This window comes from Paenibacillus sp. CAU 1782, from assembly GCF_054551715.1.
Window position 1 is genome coordinate 311514 of the sequence record NZ_JBTOLL010000001.1, and the last position, 20094, is coordinate 331607.

Below are 20094 nucleotides of genomic sequence, written 5' to 3' on the forward strand. Positions count from 1 at the left end.
CGGCTTATCGCCACCTGCTGCGTCTTAGCAGAGTGGTGCGGCAGTCTCCGCAAATGTCCTCGGAAACCGCTGGATCAAGCTTCCGCCGCTTAAGTACGGAACAGCGCCCATAACATTGACTTGGCTGCAGCAGGCAATGTCTTCGCGCAGACCCAGGCGAATCAGCTTTTTGCCTGTTTGGCTGCGTGCCAAGGTTTCCTGAATCGCATTGGCTTTGTCCAGGTACAGTGATTCCATGGCTATGCCAAAATCATCGGCCTGCAGTATGCCTGAGCGATCAAGCTGCCGCATGTTGTGCAGCAGCAATCCGGCGCATAAGCCATCCTCCAGCGCAAAGCTGTCGTGACTGCCAGCGCACAGGATCACGATATCGCGCCGCAGCTCCAAAGCCAGCTGCGCGCAAGCTTCTGCGTTAAGCAGGCTGGCCGCAATGACATGCTCGGCTTTCACCGCTTTGCATAAAGCTCTGGTGCCGTTGGACGTTGTTAATACAACCCGTTTGCCAGCTATTTGCTCACCGCTGTATTGCCCCGGGGAGTTGCCATAGGAAAATCCCGAAATTTGTCGGCAGAAGCGATCCCCTCCTGCAAGATCTCCTTCCTTTATTAAACGTTTGGCATCCTGCACGGTTTCCGCCGGAATGACGCAGGACGCCCCCGCAGCCAAAGCGGCTGCTATGGTGGTGGTTGCGCGCAGGACGTCAACCACAATGGCCGTTCGGTGCTGAAGCTTGCCGGAGCAGGCTTCGTTAACGCTGGAAATAACCTCGACCTGCATGTCCTAATCCCCATTTCTTCTTCTGCTGCTTTTTCATTATATGCGGGGGCCGTCCGTCATGTGTCCGTCATGAAAACAGGACAAGACCGCATATAGTTGGGAAAGAGAAGCAGACGGGAGGAACGGAAATGCTGAGCAAAATCGTATTGGGTATGGCTATGCTTCGACTGTTGTCGGGCAGCCTGGAAATCGCGGCGGCGCTGCTGATGCTCAGGTTCAACAATATCGAAAAGGCGTTGATCGTTAACTCATCCTTGGCGCTGGCGGGGCCGCTTGTCTTAATTGCCACTACAACTATTGGCCTTGTTGGCTTATCTGACAAGCTGTCTCCGTCCAAATTCGCCTGGGTTGCCGTCGGCGTCGTTTGCCTGATGATCGGCATTTTGAAAAAATAAGCGCCCCTGAAATGAAAACGAATCTATCAAACTGCGGTCCATGGACATAATTTTGCAAGACAAGCATACATATGTAACGACAAAGGACAAACTGCCGGGGGTGATGGAGTCATGCTGACACACGTATTTCAATTGCTGCCGCTAGATATTCGGGGCTTGCTTGAGAGGATGCCGCAGGAGTCGCTGGAGAGTCTTGAGGAAATACGTATCAGGGAGGATCGTCCGCTTGAAATATCCAGCGGCGGCGGATCCCGTTTCGTCGCCACGGACGGTTGTCTGGTTCAGGAGCCGGACGGCGCTTACAGGCCTTCTGCCGAGCAATGCCGCAAGCTGCTGGAAAAAATAACGAATTATTCGCTTTACGCAATGGAAGAAGAGCTCCGGCGCGGCTACATTACGGTAGCTGGAGGACATCGTATCGGACTAGCCGGCCGCACCATTCTGGAAGGCGGAGCGGTTAGGGGCATTCGGGATATCGGAGGATTCAATGTTCGGATCGCCCGGGAACGAATCGGGGCGGCATCGTACCTTATGCCCAAGCTGATGGATCGCAAACGCGACAGAATTTATTCAACTCTTCTGTTGGCTCCGCCGCAGCAAGGAAAAACAACGCTGGTTCGCGATATTGCCCGGTCATTAAGCTACGGATTCTGGAAGGGCAGCGATGCCAGTTGTCGAAGGGGCAGAAAGGTCGGCATTGTGGACGAGCGTTCCGAAATCGCGGCTTGCGTCAGAGGGGTGCCAACCTTTGACGTTGGCCCGCGAAGCGACGTAATGGATGCATGCCCAAAAGCGGAAGGGATGATGATGCTGCTCCGCTCCATGTCGCCTGAGGTTCTCATTGCGGACGAGATCGGACGCCCGGAGGACGGGGCAGCCATAACGGAAGCCAGCCATGCGGGAGTCAGCGTCATTGCAACCGCCCATGCTTTTGATCTTAGCGATGCCAGAGGCCGTCCCGAGCTTCTGAAATTGCTGGAGCAAGGCGCGTTTTCGCAAATCGTGGAGCTGCGGCGTACGCCAGACGGCGTCATGCATCGAGTCATCCAGCTTCAGCAGCGGGGAAGCCCGCCAGGTGGTTTGAACCCCGCCAACGGCTGGAGCAGCCTTGCCGGTGAACATTTGGCTAGGGCGGGAGGGCCATGATTAAGCTTCTGGGCGCCGTATTGATTCTGGTTGCGGGTACGCTGATCGGCTTTCAGCAGGCTTCAAGATTTGCAGAGCGGCCCCGGCAGCTGCGCAGCGCGGCGCATGCGCTTCAGCGGCTGGAGACGGAAATTAGCTACGGCCACACGCCGCTTCCCGAAGCGCTGGTCCGCACCGCCGATGCCGCGCCGGAGCCGATTGCAGCCATATTGAGGAAGGCCGCGCAAGGCATTAGCGGAGAAGCGGGGCTTTCTTTTCAGGAAAGCTGGGAACGCGCTGTGGCTGATGAATGGCGAAATACGGTAATGACCGGAGGAGAACGGGCGGTTTGGCTGAGGCTGGGCACAACGCTTGGCATTAGCGACAAGGAGGATCAAAGCAAACATCTCAAGCTGGCCTTGTCGCAATTAAAGGCGGAAGAGGAAAGTGCAAGAGACGATCAGGCGAGATACGAAAAAATGTGGAAAAGCCTTGGCGTGCTGCTCGCCGTGCTGATCGTCATTTTGATGGTGTAAGAGGGTGCCCTGCTTATGAATATCGACGTTAGCGCCATCTTCCAAATTGCCGGGATCGGCATCATTATCGCAATGATCCATTCCGTGCTTAAGCAGATGGGCAAGGAGGATATGGCGCATTGGGTAACGGTTATCGGATTTGTTGTTGTTCTGTTTATGGTGGTGCGGCTGCTTAACGAGCTATTCCAGGAGATCAAAACGATTTTTCTGTTTCAGTAGGTGAATGCGGTGGACATGATTCAAATCGTCGGACTTGGCCTGATGGCGACTGTGCTCATCCTGGTGGTCCGGGAGCAAAAGCCGATGTTTGCTTTTCTTCTGGCGGCATTTACCGGATTGTTCATCTTCCTGTACGTTATCGGAAAAATCGAGTCGGTCATAACGGTGCTGGAGGATTTGGCGAACCGATCCGGTATTCCTTCCATTTATCTCAAGACGGTGTTGAAAATAATCGGGATTGCCTATATTGCAGAGTTTGGCGCACAAATTGTGAGGGATGCGGGGCAAGAAAGCATCGCTTCCAAAATCGAATTTGCCGGCAAGGTTTTTATTCTCGTCATGGCTATACCAATTATCAGCGTTATTGTAGAGACAGTAATCGGCCTGCTGCCGGCGGGGAGCTGAAAACTATGAGGGAAGCCCGCACGGAGCGGGAGAGAACCAGGCTGCTGCTGATTCTCTTGTTTACCGCTTTCCTGCTCCAATGGGCGTCGGTGGCGAATGCCGCGCCTTCCGGGCAAACCTCTGGCGTGGATAACAGCGAGCTGCTGCAGCAGTTGTCGGGGGAGCAATTGACGGATCTGGGCACCGACGGCGTGGAGCAATATTGGGATGGGCTGCGGAAGACGTATGGAGGGTACTTTCCGGAGGGACAGGTTCCAACCTTGTCCGACATGATTCTTCCAGGCGGCGGAATTGGGCTTGGTGACAGTTTGACGGCGCTGCTGCGGTTTATGTGGCATGAAGTGTTGTATAACGGGAAATTGCTGGTAACGATCGTGATGCTTGCGGTGTTCAGTATGGTGCTGGAAAATCTCCAGTCCGCTTTCGAACGAAATACGACCAGCAAAGTCGCTTACGCCATCACGTATATGGTGCTGCTGATCATAGCGGTCAATAGTTTTAATGTAGCGATCGGCTATGCAAGGGATGCCATAACGGGCATGATCTCCTTTATGCTGGCCATGGTCCCCCTGCTGCTTACGCTTCTGGCGTCGATGGGAAGCCTGGTTACGGTGTCGGTGCTTCATCCGCTTATCGTTTTTATGATTCATGCGGTGGGTACGGTGATTTATATGTTTGTTTTCCCGCTGTTGTTTTTTTCGGCGGTTTTGCATATTGCCAGCGCATTGAGCGACAAATTCAAGGTTACCCAGCTGGCGAATTTGTTAAGAACAATAGCGGTTGGCGCGCTCGGCGTGCTGGTAACGATTTTTCTGGGGGTCATCTCCGTTCAGGGCGCGACAGGCGCGGTCACGGATGGGGTAACGCTGCGGACGGCTAAATTCGTGACAGGCAATTTCGTTCCGGTGGTGGGGCGGATGTTCTCCGATGCGGCGGATACCGTTATCTCCGCATCCATGCTGGCCAAAAACGCAGTGGGGCTCGCCGGCGTTATCATTTTGCTCTTCCTGAGCGCTTTTCCCGCTATCAAAATATTGACCTTGGCATTGATCTACCATGTGTCAGCGGCAGTCATGCAGCCGCTTGGCGAATCTCCGATCGCCAAATGCCTGCAAACGATCGGCAAAACGATGGTTTATGTATTTGCTTCGCTTGCGGCGGTAAGCCTGATGTTTTTTCTGGCAGTAACCATCATTCTGACTGCGGGCAACGCGGCATTGATGGTCCGGTAGCGCATTTTAAAGGAGGTGAGCTGAATGTGATAGGTTGGCTAAGCCAATGGCTGCGCGATATTGTCGCCGTTATTCTGCTGGCCGCCATCGTGGAGCTGCTGCTGCCCAACAAGGCGATGCAGCGGTATGCCCGACTGGTGGTTGGACTCATTATTCTGCTCACGATCCTTTCTCCTGTGCTGAAGCTGCTGCAAGAGGATATCGGAGGCAGGCTGGAAGCGGGCATCATGTTGTGGGATGAGCGGAGCATTCAGAAAAATACGGGAATGCCAAGCTTGGAGGAGATTACGCAAAAGGCCAGCCAATTACAGGAACAGCGAAGCCTGGAAGCGGCCAGAATGACACAAAGAGCGATGGAAGGCGATATAACGGAGCAGTTGGCAATTGTTGCGGATCTGGATGTTGAAAAGGTGGATGTGGATCTGTTGTGGGAAGATTCGGGAACAGGCGGAAAAAGCCCGGTGATCGGCAAGGTAACGGTTACGTTGGCAGCTCCCTCCAAGCCAAAGCCTAAAAGCGTGGAAGGGAATATTGCCCCGGTAGAACCGGTTTCTGTCAGCGTAACATTAGAACCTGTTAAGGAAGCGGGGGGCAAGTCCCAAGCCGCTGGCGATGAAAATAACAAATACACGTTGCTCAAGGAACAGGAAATGCCGGAGGTTTGGGGAATGCTGAGGCAAATTTGGGGCATCAAGCGCGAAAGCATCGAAGTGCGCCGGTTAAATGACAGTGTATAAAGCAATGGAGTCTGGGAAGGGGAATGGCGGGAATGGCGAAATGGCTGGAAGGGCTGGAGACGGCGTTTGGCGGAGGGCCGGGCGGCCCCAAACGGGTAAAAACGTTGCGTATTCTGCTTATTTTAGGCGGAATCGGGGCTGCTCTAATGCTGCTGAACTCCTTTTTACCCTATAAGGATGTGGAGCCTTCGTCGCAAGACCCTAATCAGTTGCCCCAGGTAACTGAAGCCTGGAATAGCAGCGGAGCGTCGGCGACGCCTTTTGAAGGCATCGAACGGACGCTTGAAACCAGGCTGAAGGAAATTTTGGAGAAAATCGTGGGAGTCGGGAGCGTGGATGTTTTGGTAACGGTTGAATCAACTGAAGAAGTGGTAGTGGAACGCAATAGACAGGAGACGCAGTCTACTACCGATGAAAATGACAAAAACGGCGGAACGAGACACATTACCTCTGTCAGCAAGGACGGGCAGGTGGTGCTGTACGAGGTTTCCGGCGAGCAAAAGCCGATTGTGGTGAAAACGATAAGCCCGCGAATTCGCGGCATCCTGGTTGTCGCCAAAGGGTCGGAAAATGTGACCGTCCGGAGGCTGATCATTAATGCGGTTGAGAAGGGTTTAAGCGTTCCGGTCAACCGGATATCGGTTGTGCCGAGCAAACAATAATTTTTATAATAATGGGGAGGCTGTTGACATGAATACGAAAAGACAAACGGTATGGCTGGTATCGATGCTGAGCTTGATGGTGGTGCTGTCTGCCTATTATTTGTTCACGCAGGACCTGGATGACGCAGATAAACTGACGGAATCGGGAACGCCGGTTCAAAATGTGACGGAGGCAACGGGCGAAGGCGGACTGGTCGTTAACGGGGAAGCGGCTGCTGGCGAGGAAATTACTGCCCGCAATCAAGAAATTCTTGATCAGCTCGAGCGTGAAGGATTTGCAGCGGGCGGCATGTTCAGCGAACTGCTGGCAAAACGCGAATTGCAGAACAAAGCGGAAGAAGAGCGGATTATGGCGATTATCGCCGACGTTTCCAATGATGTCGAAGCCGCAACGGCTGCCTGGAGCGAGATGGATAATCTGGAGGACAAAAACTCCCGCATTCAGGAACTGGAGTCTGCCTTGATGGAGCAATACAAGATGGCGCTGATCTCGCAGGAAAACGACCGCTACAAAGTCGTGGTGACCAGCCAAAAGCTGGAGAAAAGCGAGGCGGCTGGCATTATCGAGCAGGTATTAAAGGGGCTTGAGGTCAAACCGAGCCAAGTAACCGTACAATTCGTGCAGGAACCTTAATGCTGGCGGGGGTCCGCAGCTGACCATCAATTCATTGATCGCGCATCCCATATAGAGGACTCCGGTTGCTTAAGGCGAATACCTTAGGCAGCCGGAGTTTTTGCCATTTGAAAAGCGGGGTTTCGGGCAGCTAAAATACCCGAGAACCCTTCACTGGCGGGCTTGGAACGGACTTTGAATAAAAATGGTTCGTGTTCACGAAGGTTTGTGTTATAATACTAAACGTTATGTGAAGAAGAGGAGTGATTACGTCCATGTTCAAATTGAGCGAGATCAAAGAATTGATCAAACTGGTTGATCAATCATCTCTCCAAGAGGTTGAAATCGAAAATGAAGGGGCTCGCCTGCTTATTCGTAAGCCGGGCAAAACCGAGGTTGTAAGCGTACAAGCAGCTCCAATTACGCATACATATCCGTCAGCGGGGCTGACGGCTGTTCCACAGCAACCGGTGTTTCAGCAGACTGGACAAGCAGATGCTAGCGAACCTGCGGCGGTAGCGAAAACCCCTGCTGCGGATTTGCACCAAATCGTTTCGCCGATGGTAGGCACCTTCTACAGCTCCCCATCCCCGGACGCAGGTCCATTTGTTGGAATTGGCGACCGCGTGAACAGCAAAACGGTTGTATGCATTTTGGAAGCCATGAAACTTATGAACGAGCTTGAAGCCGAAATTAACGGCGAAATTGTGGAGATTCTTGTAAGCAACGGCCAGCTGGTGGAGTACGGCCAGCCGCTGTTCCTGGTCAAAGCAGACTGATTTATTTTCTGTCCCGGCATGGGAAAACTGTTTGTTGAAAGGGGTTCCTGCGTGAAATTCCAGAAAATATTAATCGCAAACCGCGGTGAAATCGCGGTGCGGATCATACGCGCTTGCCGCGAGCTTGGCATTAGCACGGTCGCGGTATATTCCGAGGCAGACCGTGATTCCTTGCACGTGCGCCTGGCTGATGAAGCGTATTGCATTGGTCCGACGGCTTCCAAGGACAGCTATTTGAATTTGACCAATATCATGAGCATCGCTACGATTACGGAATGCGACGCGATCCATCCCGGCTATGGCTTCCTGGCCGAAAACGCCGATTTTGCGGAGATTTGCGAATCCTGCAACATCGCATTTATCGGGCCTTCGCCTGAAGCCATCAGCAAGATGGGCGACAAGGCTGTAGCCAAGTTGACGATGAAAGAAGCCAAAGTTCCTGTTATTCCGGGATCGGACGGCCTTGTCGAGGACTTGGACGAAGCGATTGAGGTGGCCCGCGCTATCGGGTACCCTGTCATTATTAAAGCGACAGCTGGCGGCGGCGGCAAAGGCATCCGCATCGCGGAGGACGAAGATTCTCTGATCAGCCAGATTACGACGGCCCAACAGGAAGCTCAAAAGGCGTTTGGCAATGCCGGCGTCTATCTTGAGAAATATTTGACCGGCATGAAGCATGTTGAAATTCAAATTATGGCGGACAAACACGGCAATGCCGTCCATCTGTTCGAACGCGACTGCTCCGTTCAGCGCAGACGCCAGAAGCTTGTGGAGGAAGCGCCTTGTCCGGTGTTGTCGCCAGAGCTTCGGGATAGCATGGGCCAAGCAGCGGTAAGAGCGGCTTTGGCCGTTCAATATGCTGGCGCCGGAACGCTTGAGTTTTTGCTCGGGGAAGACGGCAAATTCTATTTTATGGAGATGAACACCCGGATTCAGGTTGAGCATCCTGTAACCGAAATGATCACGAACGTGGATCTCATCAAGGAAATGATCAGCGTGGCGGAGGGCAACCCGCTTTCCGTTAAGCAGGAGGATCTCTCCATCAACGGCTGGTCGATCGAATGCAGAATCAATGCGGAGGATCCCGAGCGCGGCTTTATGCCTTCGCCCGGAAATATCCCGTTTTATTTGCCGCCGGGCGGCATTGGCGTTCGCGTAGACAGCGCCGTGTACCCGGGGTATACGATTTCGCCGCATTACGATTCCATGATCGCCAAGCTGATTGTTTGGGCGCCTACCCGTGAGGAAGCAATCGCGCGTATGAAGAGGGCGCTTGCTGAATTTGCGATCGAAGGCATCCGGACAACGATTCCTTTCCATTTGCGTTTGCTTAACCATCCCAAATTTGTGGAAGGCGACTTCGACATTAAGTTCCTGGAAGAAAATGATGTTTATGCTTCTGCTGAGAACGCAAATTAGATTATTTTGCAGCTTGTCAGGCAGAGTTTGTCATAATTTCGGCAGGATGTTATAGTATAGAGATAAGATGCGGATCAAGGCCTGGCCTGATGTCAGGAACGCGCAACTTTAGGGAGGTGTAGAACGCGCATGAGTACGATTGCAGCGGATTACGAGAAAACGGAGATTGGCACGATTCAGATTGCCCCTGAGGTTATTGAAGTCATTGCCGGCTTGGCTACGGTTGAAGTGGACGGCGTAGCGGGCATGAGCGGCGGTTTTGCAGGCGGCATTGCTGAGCTGTTGGGCCGCAAAAACCTGTCCAAAGGCGTTAAGGTGGAGGTTGGACAGCGGGAAGCAGCGGTAGACGTATCTATTATTGTGGAATACGGAAACAAAATTCCCGAGGTAGCATCCGACATTCAGCGCAATGTCAAACGTTCCATCGAAATGATGACCGGCTTGCATGTTGTTGAAGTGAACGTCCATATCCATGATGTTCATTTCAAGCCTACCGAAAAGCTTGAAGAAGACGAAAACGCAAACCGCGTCAAGTAAATAAAAAAATAGCTTTATTCTGTACAACCCCCTCGTGATTGGGCATGCCGCTTAAGCGCAGGGGGTTTTCATTCGGTTTTGCAGGAGGAATGGGTCTATTGATGAGAGTAGTGGACAAGCTGCTGTTGTTCCTATACAGTCTGGCCATTGGCGTCGTATCCGTTTTTATGATCTGCCTTGGTTTTGGCTGGATAACGAAGTCACTGCTTAGCAATTGGCTGACTCAGTTTTACGAATTCAAATCCATCGCCATTTCGTTCGGAATCGCAGGCGTTGTTCTGCTGCTGATTAGCTTCCGTTTCTTTATCGTGTCGCTTAGCCGCGGTTCGGCCAGCGCGCAATCGATCGATCAGCGGACGGAATTTGGCGATATTCGCATTTCGATTGAAACCATTGAAAACCTGGCGTTAAAAGCTGCTTCCAGACAGCGCGGCGTCAAGGAATTGCGTGCGCGCGTACGCGCCACCGACGCCGGACTGGAGATCGTGCTGCGTGCGGTAATCGACGGGGAAAATCCGATTCCGGTTTTGACGGAGGAAATTCAGCGCGCGGTCAAAGAGCATGTTGAAGATATTACGGGAATACCGGTTATCAACGTTGCTGTTTTTGTCGCTAACGTCGTTCAGGCAGGCGCATTCAAGAGCCGCGTAGAATAGAGGTGGATGGTCCCATGTGGAGGGAGTTCTGGAACGCCTATTGGAGGCGCCTGACGGGTGTTGCCGCAGGGATAGGGCTAAGCATTGTTTATTTGGCATTTGGCTTTTGGGACATGCTGTTTGTCGCCCTGATTGTTTTTACATGTTACTGGTATGCCAAGAGGAAAGAAACCTCGAACGAACCGGTTATTCCGTGGCAGAGGTTATGGGATGGCATCATGGAACGATTCCGTCCATTTCGTTAATACTGTGGTCTCCTCCGTATTCCGGATTTGTGACAGCCGCTAATTCGGAACAGGGAGGAGATCATCGTTTTTTATGATAAGTTTAATTCAACTTATTAAGGCTTATAATTTTGCAGAATCGGATGTGTGTACACATGAAGCGTAGGTTGGCGAGAGAAATAGCGGTATCCAGCCTGTATCAAATGGAAATGAATGAAGTGACGGCTTCTGATGCCGTTGATATGTTGATGGATGAATTGCAGGATGAAAACGAAATTGGCGCTGATCCCAAGGAAGCCGGAGGGACGGCGGATTTTGCCCGCGAGCTGGTGCATGGGGTTATGGAATCCAGACAGGCAATTGACGGCATGCTGCAGCAATATTTGACCGGCTGGCAAGTCGACCGTTTGTCGCGGGTTGACCGTCAAGTGCTTAGACTGGCGTGCTACGAAATGGTATTTCGCAACGATGTTCCGCCTAAAGCGGCCATTAACGAGGCGATTGACCTCGCCAAGCATTTTGGGACGGATGAATCCGGAAAGTTCGTAAACGGCGTGTTAGGCAAGCTGTTGCAGGAAATTGACGAATTAAAAGCTTAAGGCGGAGTTTGCCGCCTTTTGTTGTGTAAATGCGCTGAAATATAAAAGGCTGAGGGGATGTTGTTCATGAGCTCATTCATTATTGACGGAAAACAGATTTCTGCTGAAATTAGAAACGAGCTTCTTCAGGAGGTCGCTTCGCTAAAGGAACAAAATGTCGTTCCCGGCCTTGCCGTAGTTCTTGTGGGAGAGGACCCTGCTTCCAAGGTATACGTTGGTTCTAAGGAAAAAGCTTGCCAGCAGCTCGGCATCTACTCCGAGGTGCACAAGCTCCCCGCCGATACGACTGAGGAGGAGCTGCTTGCCTTGATCAGCAAGCTGAACGGACAAACCAGCATTAACGGTATTTTGGTGCAGCTGCCTCTTCCGGGGCATATCAACGAAAAAGCGGTAATCGACGCAATCAGCGTGGACAAGGATGTAGACGGCTTCCATCCGCAGAGCGTTGGCAATCTCAGCATCGGGGACGATAGCCTGCTGCCTTGTACACCTGCTGGCGTAATCGAGCTGATTAAGCGCAGCGGCACGTCCATTAGCGGCAAACATGCCGTCGTCATCGGACGAAGCAATATCGTAGGCAAACCTGTAGCGATGCTTTTGCTGCGGGAAAATGCAACGGTAACGATTTGCCACTCCCGTACCGCGAATATGGAGGAGCTTGCTCGCTCCGCCGATATTCTGGTGGTTGCCATCGGCAAGGCAAAAGCAATCGGCAAAAACTTCGTGAAACCTGGCGCAGTCGTAATCGATGTTGGCATTAACCGCCTTTCGGACGGCAAGCTGGCAGGCGACGTCGACTACGAGGATTGTTTGGAAACAGCAGGAGCCATTACTCCAGTGCCCGGCGGAGTGGGTCCAATGACCATTACGATGCTGATGAAAAATACAGTTAAAGCGGCAAAAAGGGCAAACGGAATCGAGGTGTAGAGTCCGTATGGCAGATAAGCCCCGTATTTTATCCATAAAAGAAGTAAACCGCTATATTCGAATGAAGATGGAGCAGGACGAGCTTTTGTCCGATGTTTGGCTTCGCGGCGAAATCTCCAATTTTACTCATCACTCCAGCGGTCATATGTATTTTACGCTCAAGGATAGCGATAGCCGTCTCAAATGCGTCATGTTTGCGTCCCATAACGCCCGCTTGGCCTTCCGTCCGAAGGAAGGAGCCAAGGTGTTGGCCAGAGGCAATGTGTCCGTGTTTGAGCGTGACGGGAACTATCAATTTTATGTGACGGCTATGCAGCCGGACGGCATCGGAAGCCTTTATCTGGCCTATGAGCAGCTAAAGGAAAAGCTGGCCGCGGAAGGTCTTTTTGCAAATGAACGCAAACGGTCCTTGCCCCCTTTTCCAAGGGCGATAGGGGTAATTACGTCGCCCACGGGCGCAGCGGTCAGAGACATTTTGACAACGCTGCAGCGCAGATATCCGCTTGCCGCTGTCACGATATACCCTGTATTGGTACAAGGCGCAGGAGCGGCTCCCTCCATCGTCAAGGCGATTGAGGATATGAACGTCCTCGGAGAATGCGATATTTTGATCGTTGGCAGAGGTGGCGGATCGTTGGAGGAGCTTTGGGCCTTTAATGAAGAAGCGGTTGCCAGAGCTATTGCGGCTTCCATTATTCCTATCATTAGCGCTGTTGGTCATGAGACGGATTTTACGATTGCCGATTTTGCGGCTGATTTGCGCGCAGCCACGCCAACGGCTGCGGCCGAGTTGGCGGTACCTCACATAAACGAGCTGCGTCAGCAAGGTGAGAGGCTTGCCTCGCGGCTTGCGGCTGCCCTTTCTTCGACGGTTCGCGAAAACAGGGACAGGCTCGCTCGCGCTCAGCGCTCGCCATTTTTCGTTCATCCCCGCAAATATATGCTGGAGCAAGCGCAGCGTGTCGACCGTCTGGAGGAACAGCTTCATCGGAGTATGGGGACATCCCTTGAACGCAAAGGTTCTTCGATGGAGAAACTGCTTTCCCGACTTTCGGCACAGCATCCGGGAGAAAAGGCGGTACACGCATCAAGGCGTTTGGACGACATGGATAGACGCCTTACTCTGGCCGCATCTGCTTTGCTGAAGGAGCAAGGAATGAGACTGCACGGCGCGGTGCGCCAACTGGATGCGCTAAGCCCGCTTAAAGTCATGTCCCGCGGATATGGATTGGTATATGGGGATGAGCAGCGCCTGGTCAAATCCGTCCAGGATGTATCGGAGGGTGAACAAATTCAAGTGAAGCTGGCGGACGGCATGCTGGAGTGCCGGGTTCTGTCGCTGAAAGGAGATCAACGGTGAGCGAACAAGGAATGGAACAGTTGACTTTTGAGCAAGCCATGGAAAAGCTGGAAGAGATCGTCGGGCGACTGGAGAGCGGCGACGTTCCGCTGGAGACCGCTATTGAGCTTTTTCAGGAGGGCATGACGTTGTCGCGCCTTTGCGGCAGCAAGCTGGAGCAAGTGGAAAGCCGGATTCAAATGCTTGTCGACAACGGACAAGGCCTGCAGAAAAAACCGTTTGCCCAGGCAAGCGAAGATAAAGGGGAATAAGCTTGAGCGCCAGCCCAACCATAACGGACTATTTAAAACAATGCGCCGCCGAGACGGATAAGGCGCTTCTGACAAGTTTGCCGCAGCATTGGGAAGTTCCCGATACGCTGCGCGACTCCATGGCGTATTCCTTGTCGGCTGGAGGCAAAAGAATCCGGCCCGCTCTCGTTTTGGCCGCTGCGGAAGCGGTGGCCGGGAGCCTGGAGTCAAGAAGGCAAGCGCTGCCAATCGCATGCGCTGTTGAGCATATACATACTTATTCGCTGATACATGATGATCTGCCTGCCATGGACAATGACGATTACCGCCGCGGCCGCTTGACCAACCATAAAGTGTTTGGCGAAGCCATGGCTATTCTGGCAGGGGATGCTTTGCTTACCCATGCTTTTTATCTCATTTCTCGTGGCGGCCGGGAAGCTGGCCTCGATCCTGCCGTAATACTTGCTATCGTTGAAGATCTTTCGACGCTTGCCGGCGCTCTCGGAATGGTGGGCGGACAAGTTGCCGATATGGAAGGCGAGCAAGGAATTACGGATTTGTCGCAGCTTGAATACATTCATTTGCATAAAACCGGAGATCTGATCGCTTTTTCCGCAATGGCTGGAGGCAGAGTGGGCGGCGCTACGGAACGGCAGCTGGAGCTGCTTGGCCAATACGGACGCAATATTGGTCTGGCCTTCCAGATTCAAGATGACATTCTGGACCTTGTCGGTGATGAAGCCAAGCTGGGCAAGCCGGTTAACAGCGATGTGGAAGAGCAAAAAGTTACTTATCCGTTTCTGCTGGGTCTTGAGGAGAGCGTACGCCTTGCATCCAAGCTGACGGAGGAAGCCAAAGCCTGCATCGAGGAAGCTGGTTTCGCCAATCCGGAGAGACTGCTGCAATTGGCCGATTATTTGATGAAACGCGACCATTAAGCTTCAACTGCGTATAGCTAATTGGGCATTGAATGCCATTGTGGTATACTAGTAGAAATGTAAACGTTTATAGGACAGTCGTTATGAAAGAAAATGCTGTCCCTGAAAGCGAGGAAGCAACGTGCTGCTTGATGGAATTAACAAACCTGAGGATCTGAAAGAACTGACCATAGACCAGTTGGAGCAGCTGGCGGAGGAGATTCGTTCTTTTCTGATTCAGAAACTGTCGGTGACAGGCGGTCATTTGGCGCCCAATTTGGGCGTTGTTGAGCTGACATTGGTGATGCATTATTTATTTCATAGCCCGCACGATAAATTTATTTTTGACGTCGGACACCAATCTTACGTCCACAAAATATTGACCGGCCGCAAGGACCAATTCGACTCATTGCGTATGTACAAGGGACTGTGCGGTTTTGTTAAGCGCTCGGAAAGCCCGCATGACGTATGGGAGGCCGGCCACAGCAGCACTTCGCTGTCGGCTGCAATGGGAATGGCGCTTGCACGGGATTTCAAAGGGGATACCAATCGTGTTGTCGCGGTCATCGGCGACGGGGCCCTTACCGGCGGGATGGCGCTGGAGGCGCTTAATCATATCGGTCATGAAAAGCGCAACATGATTGTTGTCCTGAACGACAACGAAATGTCCATCGCGCCTAATGTCGGCGCCCTTCACCACTACCTGGGCAAAATCAGAACGGACCGCCATTACCAGAAAGCCAAGGAAGAGCTTCAGCATCTGCTGGGCAAAATTCCGGCGATCGGCGGCAAGCTGGCCAAAACGGCGGAGCGCTTTAAGGACAGCTTAAAGTATTTGCTGGTGAGCGGAATCTTGTTTGAGCAATTTGGCCTTACTTATCTAGGGCCGGTAGACGGCCATGATATCGAAGGACTGATCGATATTATGAAACAGGCTGATTCCATGCCCGGACCCGTTCTTGTCCACGTGCTCACTGTCAAAGGGAAGGGGTACACCCCGGCCGAAAAAGATTCCCATGCGTGGCATGGCGCTTCCCCCTACAAAATCGAGTCGGGGCAGATGGTCAAAGCAGTGGGACCTCCTATGTATACGAAGGTATTTGGCGATATTCTGATTGAACTGGCCGAAAAAGACGAGCGAATCGTAGCGGTAACGCCTGCTATGCCTGGGGGATCCGGACTTCTGGAATTTGCGGCGCGTTTCCCGCATCGGATGCTGGACGTCGGAATCGCGGAGCAGCATGCCGCAACGATGTCCGCCGCGCTGGCGCTGGAAGGATTAAAGCCGGTTTATGCCGTCTATTCCACCTTCCTGCAGCGCGCTTACGACCAGGTCGTGCATGACATATGCCGCCAGAACCTGAACGTAGTTTTTGCCATTGACCGTGCCGGCTTTGTAGGACCGGATGGCGAAACGCATCAAGGCGTATACGACATTGCTTATTTGCGCCATATTCCAAATCTGGTGCTGATGATGCCGAAGGATGAAAATGAGCTTCGCCGAATGATGGTTACGTCGTTCCATTACAATGACGGGCCAATAGCCGTCCGTTATCCACGGATTCACGGCGTAGGCGTTGAGCTGGATAAAAATCCGCAGCCGATACCGATTGGAAGCTGGGAGACGCTGCGCGAGGGCGATGCTTACGTTATTTTGGCGGTAGGCCCTATGATTAGCGTTGCGGAAGAGGCAGCTGAAACGTTGAAGCGCGAAGGCGTAAATGTCGGCATTGTCAACGCGAGATTCATCAAACCTCTGGATGAAGCCATGTTGATTTCGATGGCGGAAAGCGGCAAAAGGATCGTTGTGCTGGAGGAAGGCTCCCAGCTTGGCGGGCTTGGCAGCGCCGTGCTGGAGTTTTATTCCCTCAAGGGCATTTACAACACGGCTGTCCGCATAATCGGCATACCGGATTTCTTTGTGGAGCACGGCTCCATTCAGCAACAACGCGAGGAGGTCGGCCTGACCGGCGAAAGGGTAGCATCGGAAATTAGAGGCATGCTGCCGCGGGTCATCAAGCGGGTAACCGGTCAGGCTTAGAAACGGAGAGCATAATGACAACATCGGGCAAGGAACGAATTGATGTGCTGCTGGTGGAGCTCGGGTATTATGACAGCCGCGAAAAAGCAAAGCGGGCTTTGATGGCAGGGCTGGTGCTGGTTAATGAGGAACCGGTCGACAAAAGCGGCATGAAGGTCAGCCGCGACGCCAAAATCAAAGTTAAGGGCGCTCTTCACCCTTATGTCAGCCGGGGCGGACTCAAGCTTGAAAAGGCGATTGCCTCATTCGGCATTGAGATGAAGGATCGGGTCATGCTGGATATTGGCGCATCCACGGGAGGTTTTACGGACTGCGCTCTCCAGCATGGGGCTGCTTATGTCTACGCCATCGATGTGGGGTACAATCAATTGGATTGGAGTCTTCGCAACCATCCCAGCGTAGCCGTGATGGAAAGAACCAATTTCCGTTATACGGAGCCCCAACATCTGGAAGGTCCGTCGCCGGATTTTGCCACCATTGATGTTTCCTTTATTTCGCTTCGCCATATTTTGCCGGCGTTATACAAGCTCCTGCCTAACGGGGCTCAGGTTATGGCGCTAATCAAACCCCAGTTCGAGGCAGGCCGGGAGAAAGTGGGCAAATCCGGCGTCGTGCGGGAGCCTTCCGTTCATCTGGAGGTGCTCCGCAATGTATTGGGCTTTGCCTCCGAAATGCGCTACAGTCTTCAGAACATTACCTTCTCGCCCATTACAGGCGGAGAAGGCAATATCGAATTTCTTGCGCTTTGGCGCAAGGACGAGGCGGTTGGCCCTGTACCGGAAGACGCGGTATTGCGTTCTCTTGTTGAGGAGGCTAATACCACGTTCAGGGGAGAGCCCAAATAATGCAGCCAAGAAGGATGCCGGACAGCGGGGAACTGCTCCGGCATCTTTTTGCTTTACAGGGAAGCCTACTATTTGATACACTATAACCAAACAGACGTTCGCTTCTTTGACCTTGCTCGAAATGAGGCGCGGCGAAATGGACAAGTACGGTGATTGGTTTGTTATGGGACTTGCCGGGATACTGCTGATGATATGGCTGTACAGAGCGTTCTACAGGTGGCTGCATGAGCCAGTCAATCTGAATGCGGTCAAGCTCGGCAAAGGCGGTTCCATTGACGATCAGGATGAGAACGTACGGCTGCTTGAGAAAAAAGGGTATACCGTAACATCGGGGAAACATCTAATCCCGATACCCATCGAGCTGGATGACGCTCCGCTCGGGAATGGCTCAAGGCTGTACATTGATTACATCGCAGAGAAAAAAGGCTTTACCTATGTTGTCAAAACAGCGCGGGAACGAAAGCCCATAGAATGGACGGCAAGCGGTGTTCGGGACAGGCTGCTGGTGTATGCGCTGCTGCTGCCCCATTGCAACGGAGTGCTTTATGTCGATGCCAAGGAAGGCGTCGTGAAGAAAATAGAGTTCCATCTTTCCGACTAAAGGATTTGGAGGACGGTTTATGAAAGCCATCAGGCAGTACAAGATAAAGGAAATTATCGGGTCAAAGGAAATTGAAACACAAGAGGAGCTGGTGGAGGCGCTGCGCGCCTCTGGCATGCAAGTGACTCAAGCAACCGTATCGCGGGACATTAAAGAGCTTATGCTGGCCAAAGTGCCCATCTCTGAAGGACGTTACAAATATTCCTTGCCGATGGAGCAGCAGCGGCTGAATCCCATTCATAAGTTGAAACGCGCCATTGTGGATCACTTCACCAGCATTGATTTTACAGAAAACCTTGTTGTCCTGAAGTGTCTTCCAGGAACCGCTAATACAATCGGAGCTTTGATCGACAATATGGAGTGGGACGAGGTCATGGGGACGATTTGCGGCGACGATACGATTTTGATCATTTGCCGGACTAAAGATCAAAGCTCTGCTATGGTAGAGCGTTTGCTTGAAATGTTGAACTAGAGGGGAGAAATCAATCATGCTGCAGGAAATGTCTATCCGAAATTTGGCTGTTATCGAAGAAGTAAGCGTATCTTTCCATCGTGGTTTTCACGTGCTAACCGGTGAAACGGGAGCGGGAAAATCCATACTGATCGACGCCCTTAGCCTCATTGCCGGAGGACGCGGATCTGCAGACATGGTGCGGTATGGTGCCGACAAGGCGGAGATGGAAGCGATGTTCGATTTGCCGGTCTCCCATCCTGCGTGGAAAACCTTGCTGGCCTTGGGCATCCAGCATTCTCCGGAAGAAATGCTCGTCATCAGGCGGGAGCTTTCCTCCAATGGCAAAAGCACCAGCCGAATCAACGGGCAGCTGGTAACACTAACGATGCTTCGCGAGGTGGGGGAGTGTCTGGTCAATATTCATGGACAACATGAACACCAATCCTTGCTACGGAGCGAACGTCATCTGGAGTGGCTTGACCTGTTTGGCGGGGATTTGCTTCAAGAGCGCAAGGAGCAATACCGCGCGGCTTATCATCGCCTTCAAGGCGTTAAGAGCGCTTTGAGGGACCTGGAGAAATCCGCAAGGCAAGGCGTGCAGATGCTTGATCTGTACCGGTTTCAAATCGAAGAAATCAGTTCTGCGGCTTTGAAGCCGGGTGAGGACGAGGAGCTGGCGGAACAACGTCAGCGCTTGATGTATGCCGAAAAGCGGCTGGATACGGTCTCGGAGGCATATGCGCTCTTAAGCGGAAGCAAAGGGCTGGATGCCCTTAGCAAAGCGATCGTGCGGCTGGAGGATGTGCGCGGGTTTGATGCATCGCGGCTTGGGCCGCTTGTGGAGCAGCTGCAATCCGCTTTTTATCAAGCCGAGGATGTGGCTTTCCAGTTACGCGATTACCGGGACAATATCGAATCCGATCCCGGCGCATTGGATGCCGTTGAAGAACGGCTTGACCTTATTAATGGATTGAAACGCAAATATGGGGAAACCATATCTGATATATTGACGTATCTGGACAAAATTACTGTGGAGCGCGACAGTATAGAAAACCGTGACGAGCTGCTCGAAACGTTGCGGGCGCAGGAGCTTGAAGCATTTACGGCGGCAGAGCAGCTGGCTAGAGAGTTGTCCATGCTTAGACGGCATGCGGCATCTACATTAGCTGGGTCAGTTGAAGCCCAATTGATTCATTTGCAAATGCCTTCCGCGCGTTTTCAGGTTAGCCTTGAGAGCACGGAACAGGATGGAACAGCCGTGCTTCATATTAACGGAATGGATGAGGCCGTTTTTATGCTTTCCAGTAACCCGGGAGAGCCTCTTAAAGCGCTGAGTAAAGTGGCTTCCGGCGGTGAAATGTCGCGTATCATGCTGGCGCTTAAAAGCATTTTTGCCGAGATCGATCAAATACCGGTGCTGGTTTTTGACGAAGTGGATACAGGCGTGAGCGGCCGAGCCGCACAAGCGATTGCGGAGAGATTATCTGCGCTGTCCGTTCGCTGCCAAGTGTTCTCCATCACGCATTTGCCGCAAGTCGCTTGTATGTCGGATCATCATTACGAGATCAAAAAACAAGTGGTCGAGCAGCGAACCTGCACTTCGGTCAAGCAGCTGCTTGGCGACGGACGGATTGAAGAACTTGCCCGCATGCTTGGCGGGGTTGAGATTACTGAAAAAACAAGGCATCATGCTCAAGAAATGCTGGATTTGGCACATGGACTGAAGGGAGCGTAATGGAAGGGTTTCAGGGAAGGTTTTTGCGGACATAAAAGATGGGGGTCGGGGTAACTTAAAGGTACGCCA

General features: G+C 52.5%; 25 protein-coding genes. 24 read left to right on the forward strand and 1 reads right to left on the reverse strand.

From position 1 onward, the window contains the following. Nucleotides 1-24 precede the first annotated feature (24 nt). Entirely contained in the window at nt 25-777 is a 753-nt protein-coding gene (locus ACX93W_RS01475; RefSeq protein ID WP_459390548.1) for a 2-phosphosulfolactate phosphatase, read from the reverse strand. Nucleotides 778-905: 128 nt separating this feature from the next. Between ACX93W_RS01475 and ACX93W_RS01480 the strand changes: the two genes are divergently transcribed. The 24 genes from ACX93W_RS01480 to recN all read left to right on the forward strand — a co-directional run bounded on the left by ACX93W_RS01480 (nt 906) and on the right by recN (nt 20025). Further along, nucleotides 906-1172, forward strand: coding sequence for a YqhV family protein (locus ACX93W_RS01480; protein WP_459390549.1), 267 nt, complete (start codon nt 906-908; stop codon nt 1170-1172). 111 nt (nt 1173-1283) lie between these two features. Then, nucleotides 1284-2318, forward strand: coding sequence for a stage III sporulation protein AA (gene spoIIIAA / locus ACX93W_RS01485; protein ID WP_459390550.1), 1035 nt, complete (start codon nt 1284-1286; stop codon nt 2316-2318). After that, complete coding sequence (gene spoIIIAB, locus ACX93W_RS01490; RefSeq protein ID WP_459390551.1) at nt 2315-2833, forward strand: stage III sporulation protein SpoIIIAB; 519 nt, start codon at nt 2315-2317, stop codon at nt 2831-2833. The genes spoIIIAA and spoIIIAB overlap by 4 nt, the downstream gene beginning before the upstream one ends. Before the next feature lie 15 nt (nt 2834-2848). Next, nucleotides 2849-3052, forward strand: a complete 204-nt coding sequence (spoIIIAC, locus tag ACX93W_RS01495) for a stage III sporulation protein AC (RefSeq protein ID WP_068686620.1) — start codon at nt 2849-2851, stop codon at nt 3050-3052. 9 nt (nt 3053-3061) lie between these two features. Then, nucleotides 3062-3457 carry a stage III sporulation protein AD gene (gene spoIIIAD, locus ACX93W_RS01500; RefSeq protein WP_459390552.1) on the forward strand — a complete coding sequence of 132 codons (396 nt, stop codon included), beginning with the start codon at nt 3062-3064 and terminating at the stop codon, nt 3455-3457. Nucleotides 3458-3462: 5 nt separating this feature from the next. Continuing rightward, the gene (gene spoIIIAE, locus ACX93W_RS01505) at nt 3463-4689 is read left to right on the forward strand and encodes a stage III sporulation protein AE (protein WP_459390553.1); all 1227 of its coding nucleotides are present in this window, start codon (nt 3463-3465) and stop codon (nt 4687-4689) included. 26 nt (nt 4690-4715) lie between these two features. Beyond that, the gene (gene spoIIIAF, locus ACX93W_RS01510; RefSeq protein WP_459390554.1) at nt 4716-5426 is read left to right on the forward strand and encodes a stage III sporulation protein AF; all 711 of its coding nucleotides are present in this window, start codon (nt 4716-4718) and stop codon (nt 5424-5426) included. Nucleotides 5427-5458: 32 nt separating this feature from the next. Next, nucleotides 5459-6088 (forward strand): stage III sporulation protein AG, encoded by a 630-nt coding sequence (gene spoIIIAG, locus ACX93W_RS01515; protein WP_459390555.1) that lies wholly within the window; start codon nt 5459-5461, stop codon nt 6086-6088. Between the two features lie 28 nt (nt 6089-6116). Then, nucleotides 6117-6722, forward strand: a complete 606-nt coding sequence (locus tag ACX93W_RS01520) for a SpoIIIAH-like family protein (RefSeq protein WP_459390556.1) — start codon at nt 6117-6119, stop codon at nt 6720-6722. 254 nt (nt 6723-6976) lie between these two features. Next, nucleotides 6977-7480, forward strand: a complete 504-nt coding sequence (gene accB / locus ACX93W_RS01525) for an acetyl-CoA carboxylase biotin carboxyl carrier protein (protein WP_459390557.1) — start codon at nt 6977-6979, stop codon at nt 7478-7480. A 51-nt stretch (nt 7481-7531) separates the two neighbouring features. Then, complete coding sequence (gene accC, locus ACX93W_RS01530; protein WP_459390558.1) at nt 7532-8899, forward strand: acetyl-CoA carboxylase biotin carboxylase subunit; 1368 nt, start codon at nt 7532-7534, stop codon at nt 8897-8899. 129 nt (nt 8900-9028) lie between these two features. Further along, on the forward strand, nt 9029-9436 hold the full coding sequence (locus ACX93W_RS01535) for an Asp23/Gls24 family envelope stress response protein (RefSeq protein WP_459390559.1): 408 nt from the start codon (nt 9029-9031) through the stop codon (nt 9434-9436). 98 nt (nt 9437-9534) lie between these two features. Continuing rightward, nucleotides 9535-10092, forward strand: coding sequence for an alkaline shock response membrane anchor protein AmaP (amaP, locus tag ACX93W_RS01540; protein ID WP_459390560.1), 558 nt, complete (start codon nt 9535-9537; stop codon nt 10090-10092). A gap of 14 nt (nt 10093-10106) precedes the next feature. Further along, nucleotides 10107-10337 carry a DUF2273 domain-containing protein gene (locus tag ACX93W_RS01545; protein ID WP_459390561.1) on the forward strand — a complete coding sequence of 77 codons (231 nt, stop codon included), beginning with the start codon at nt 10107-10109 and terminating at the stop codon, nt 10335-10337. Nucleotides 10338-10471: 134 nt separating this feature from the next. Then, nucleotides 10472-10915 carry a transcription antitermination factor NusB gene (nusB, locus tag ACX93W_RS01550; protein WP_459390562.1) on the forward strand — a complete coding sequence of 148 codons (444 nt, stop codon included), beginning with the start codon at nt 10472-10474 and terminating at the stop codon, nt 10913-10915. A gap of 66 nt (nt 10916-10981) precedes the next feature. After that, a complete protein-coding gene (folD, locus tag ACX93W_RS01555) occupies nt 10982-11842 on the forward strand; it encodes a bifunctional methylenetetrahydrofolate dehydrogenase/methenyltetrahydrofolate cyclohydrolase FolD (protein WP_459390563.1) in 861 nt (286 codons plus the stop codon). A gap of 7 nt (nt 11843-11849) precedes the next feature. Next, nucleotides 11850-13202: an exodeoxyribonuclease VII large subunit gene (gene xseA / locus ACX93W_RS01560; protein ID WP_459390564.1), complete on the forward strand. Its 1353-nt coding sequence runs from the start codon at nt 11850-11852 to the stop codon at nt 13200-13202. Between the two features lie 11 nt (nt 13203-13213). Continuing rightward, nucleotides 13214-13453, forward strand: coding sequence for an exodeoxyribonuclease VII small subunit (gene xseB, locus ACX93W_RS01565; RefSeq protein WP_459391981.1), 240 nt, complete (start codon nt 13214-13216; stop codon nt 13451-13453). 2 nt (nt 13454-13455) lie between these two features. After that, entirely contained in the window at nt 13456-14370 is a 915-nt protein-coding gene (locus tag ACX93W_RS01570; protein ID WP_459390565.1) for a polyprenyl synthetase family protein, read from the forward strand. A 121-nt stretch (nt 14371-14491) separates the two neighbouring features. Next, entirely contained in the window at nt 14492-16390 is a 1899-nt protein-coding gene (dxs, locus tag ACX93W_RS01575) for a 1-deoxy-D-xylulose-5-phosphate synthase (protein ID WP_459390566.1), read from the forward strand. A gap of 14 nt (nt 16391-16404) precedes the next feature. Further along, nucleotides 16405-17235, forward strand: a complete 831-nt coding sequence (locus tag ACX93W_RS01580) for a TlyA family RNA methyltransferase (protein WP_459390567.1) — start codon at nt 16405-16407, stop codon at nt 17233-17235. 136 nt (nt 17236-17371) lie between these two features. Next, nucleotides 17372-17836: a hypothetical protein gene (locus ACX93W_RS01585; protein ID WP_459390568.1), complete on the forward strand. Its 465-nt coding sequence runs from the start codon at nt 17372-17374 to the stop codon at nt 17834-17836. Between the two features lie 19 nt (nt 17837-17855). Beyond that, nucleotides 17856-18308: a transcriptional regulator AhrC/ArgR gene (gene ahrC, locus ACX93W_RS01590; RefSeq protein WP_459390569.1), complete on the forward strand. Its 453-nt coding sequence runs from the start codon at nt 17856-17858 to the stop codon at nt 18306-18308. 16 nt (nt 18309-18324) lie between these two features. Then, nucleotides 18325-20025 (forward strand): DNA repair protein RecN, encoded by a 1701-nt coding sequence (gene recN, locus ACX93W_RS01595; RefSeq protein WP_459390570.1) that lies wholly within the window; start codon nt 18325-18327, stop codon nt 20023-20025. Nucleotides 20026-20094: the final 69 nt, after the last annotated feature.

Coding starts and splice junctions, on each gene's coding strand:
- ACX93W_RS01585 (WP_459390568.1), top strand. CDS start 17,372: ATGGACAAGTACGGTGATTGGTTTGTTATGGGACTTGCCGGGATACTG.
- spoIIIAE (WP_459390553.1), top strand. CDS start 3,463: ATGAGGGAAGCCCGCACGGAGCGGGAGAGAACCAGGCTGCTGCTGATT.
- spoIIIAG (WP_459390555.1), top strand. CDS start 5,459: ATGGCGAAATGGCTGGAAGGGCTGGAGACGGCGTTTGGCGGAGGGCCG.
- spoIIIAC (WP_068686620.1), top strand. CDS start 2,849: ATGAATATCGACGTTAGCGCCATCTTCCAAATTGCCGGGATCGGCATC.
- xseA (WP_459390564.1), top strand. CDS start 11,850: ATGGCAGATAAGCCCCGTATTTTATCCATAAAAGAAGTAAACCGCTAT.
- spoIIIAA (WP_459390550.1), top strand. CDS start 1,284: ATGCTGACACACGTATTTCAATTGCTGCCGCTAGATATTCGGGGCTTG.
- spoIIIAB (WP_459390551.1), top strand. CDS start 2,315: ATGATTAAGCTTCTGGGCGCCGTATTGATTCTGGTTGCGGGTACGCTG.
- recN (WP_459390570.1), top strand. CDS start 18,325: ATGCTGCAGGAAATGTCTATCCGAAATTTGGCTGTTATCGAAGAAGTA.
- ahrC (WP_459390569.1), top strand. CDS start 17,856: ATGAAAGCCATCAGGCAGTACAAGATAAAGGAAATTATCGGGTCAAAG.
- ACX93W_RS01545 (WP_459390561.1), top strand. CDS start 10,107: ATGTGGAGGGAGTTCTGGAACGCCTATTGGAGGCGCCTGACGGGTGTT.
- nusB (WP_459390562.1), top strand. CDS start 10,472: ATGAAGCGTAGGTTGGCGAGAGAAATAGCGGTATCCAGCCTGTATCAA.
- xseB (WP_459391981.1), top strand. CDS start 13,214: ATGGAACAGTTGACTTTTGAGCAAGCCATGGAAAAGCTGGAAGAGATC.
- ACX93W_RS01475 (WP_459390548.1), bottom strand. CDS start 777: ATGCAGGTCGAGGTTATTTCCAGCGTTAACGAAGCCTGCTCCGGCAAG.
- ACX93W_RS01535 (WP_459390559.1), top strand. CDS start 9,029: ATGAGTACGATTGCAGCGGATTACGAGAAAACGGAGATTGGCACGATT.
- accB (WP_459390557.1), top strand. CDS start 6,977: ATGTTCAAATTGAGCGAGATCAAAGAATTGATCAAACTGGTTGATCAA.
- ACX93W_RS01480 (WP_459390549.1), top strand. CDS start 906: ATGCTGAGCAAAATCGTATTGGGTATGGCTATGCTTCGACTGTTGTCG.
- folD (WP_459390563.1), top strand. CDS start 10,982: ATGAGCTCATTCATTATTGACGGAAAACAGATTTCTGCTGAAATTAGA.
- ACX93W_RS01520 (WP_459390556.1), top strand. CDS start 6,117: ATGAATACGAAAAGACAAACGGTATGGCTGGTATCGATGCTGAGCTTG.
- ACX93W_RS01580 (WP_459390567.1), top strand. CDS start 16,405: ATGACAACATCGGGCAAGGAACGAATTGATGTGCTGCTGGTGGAGCTC.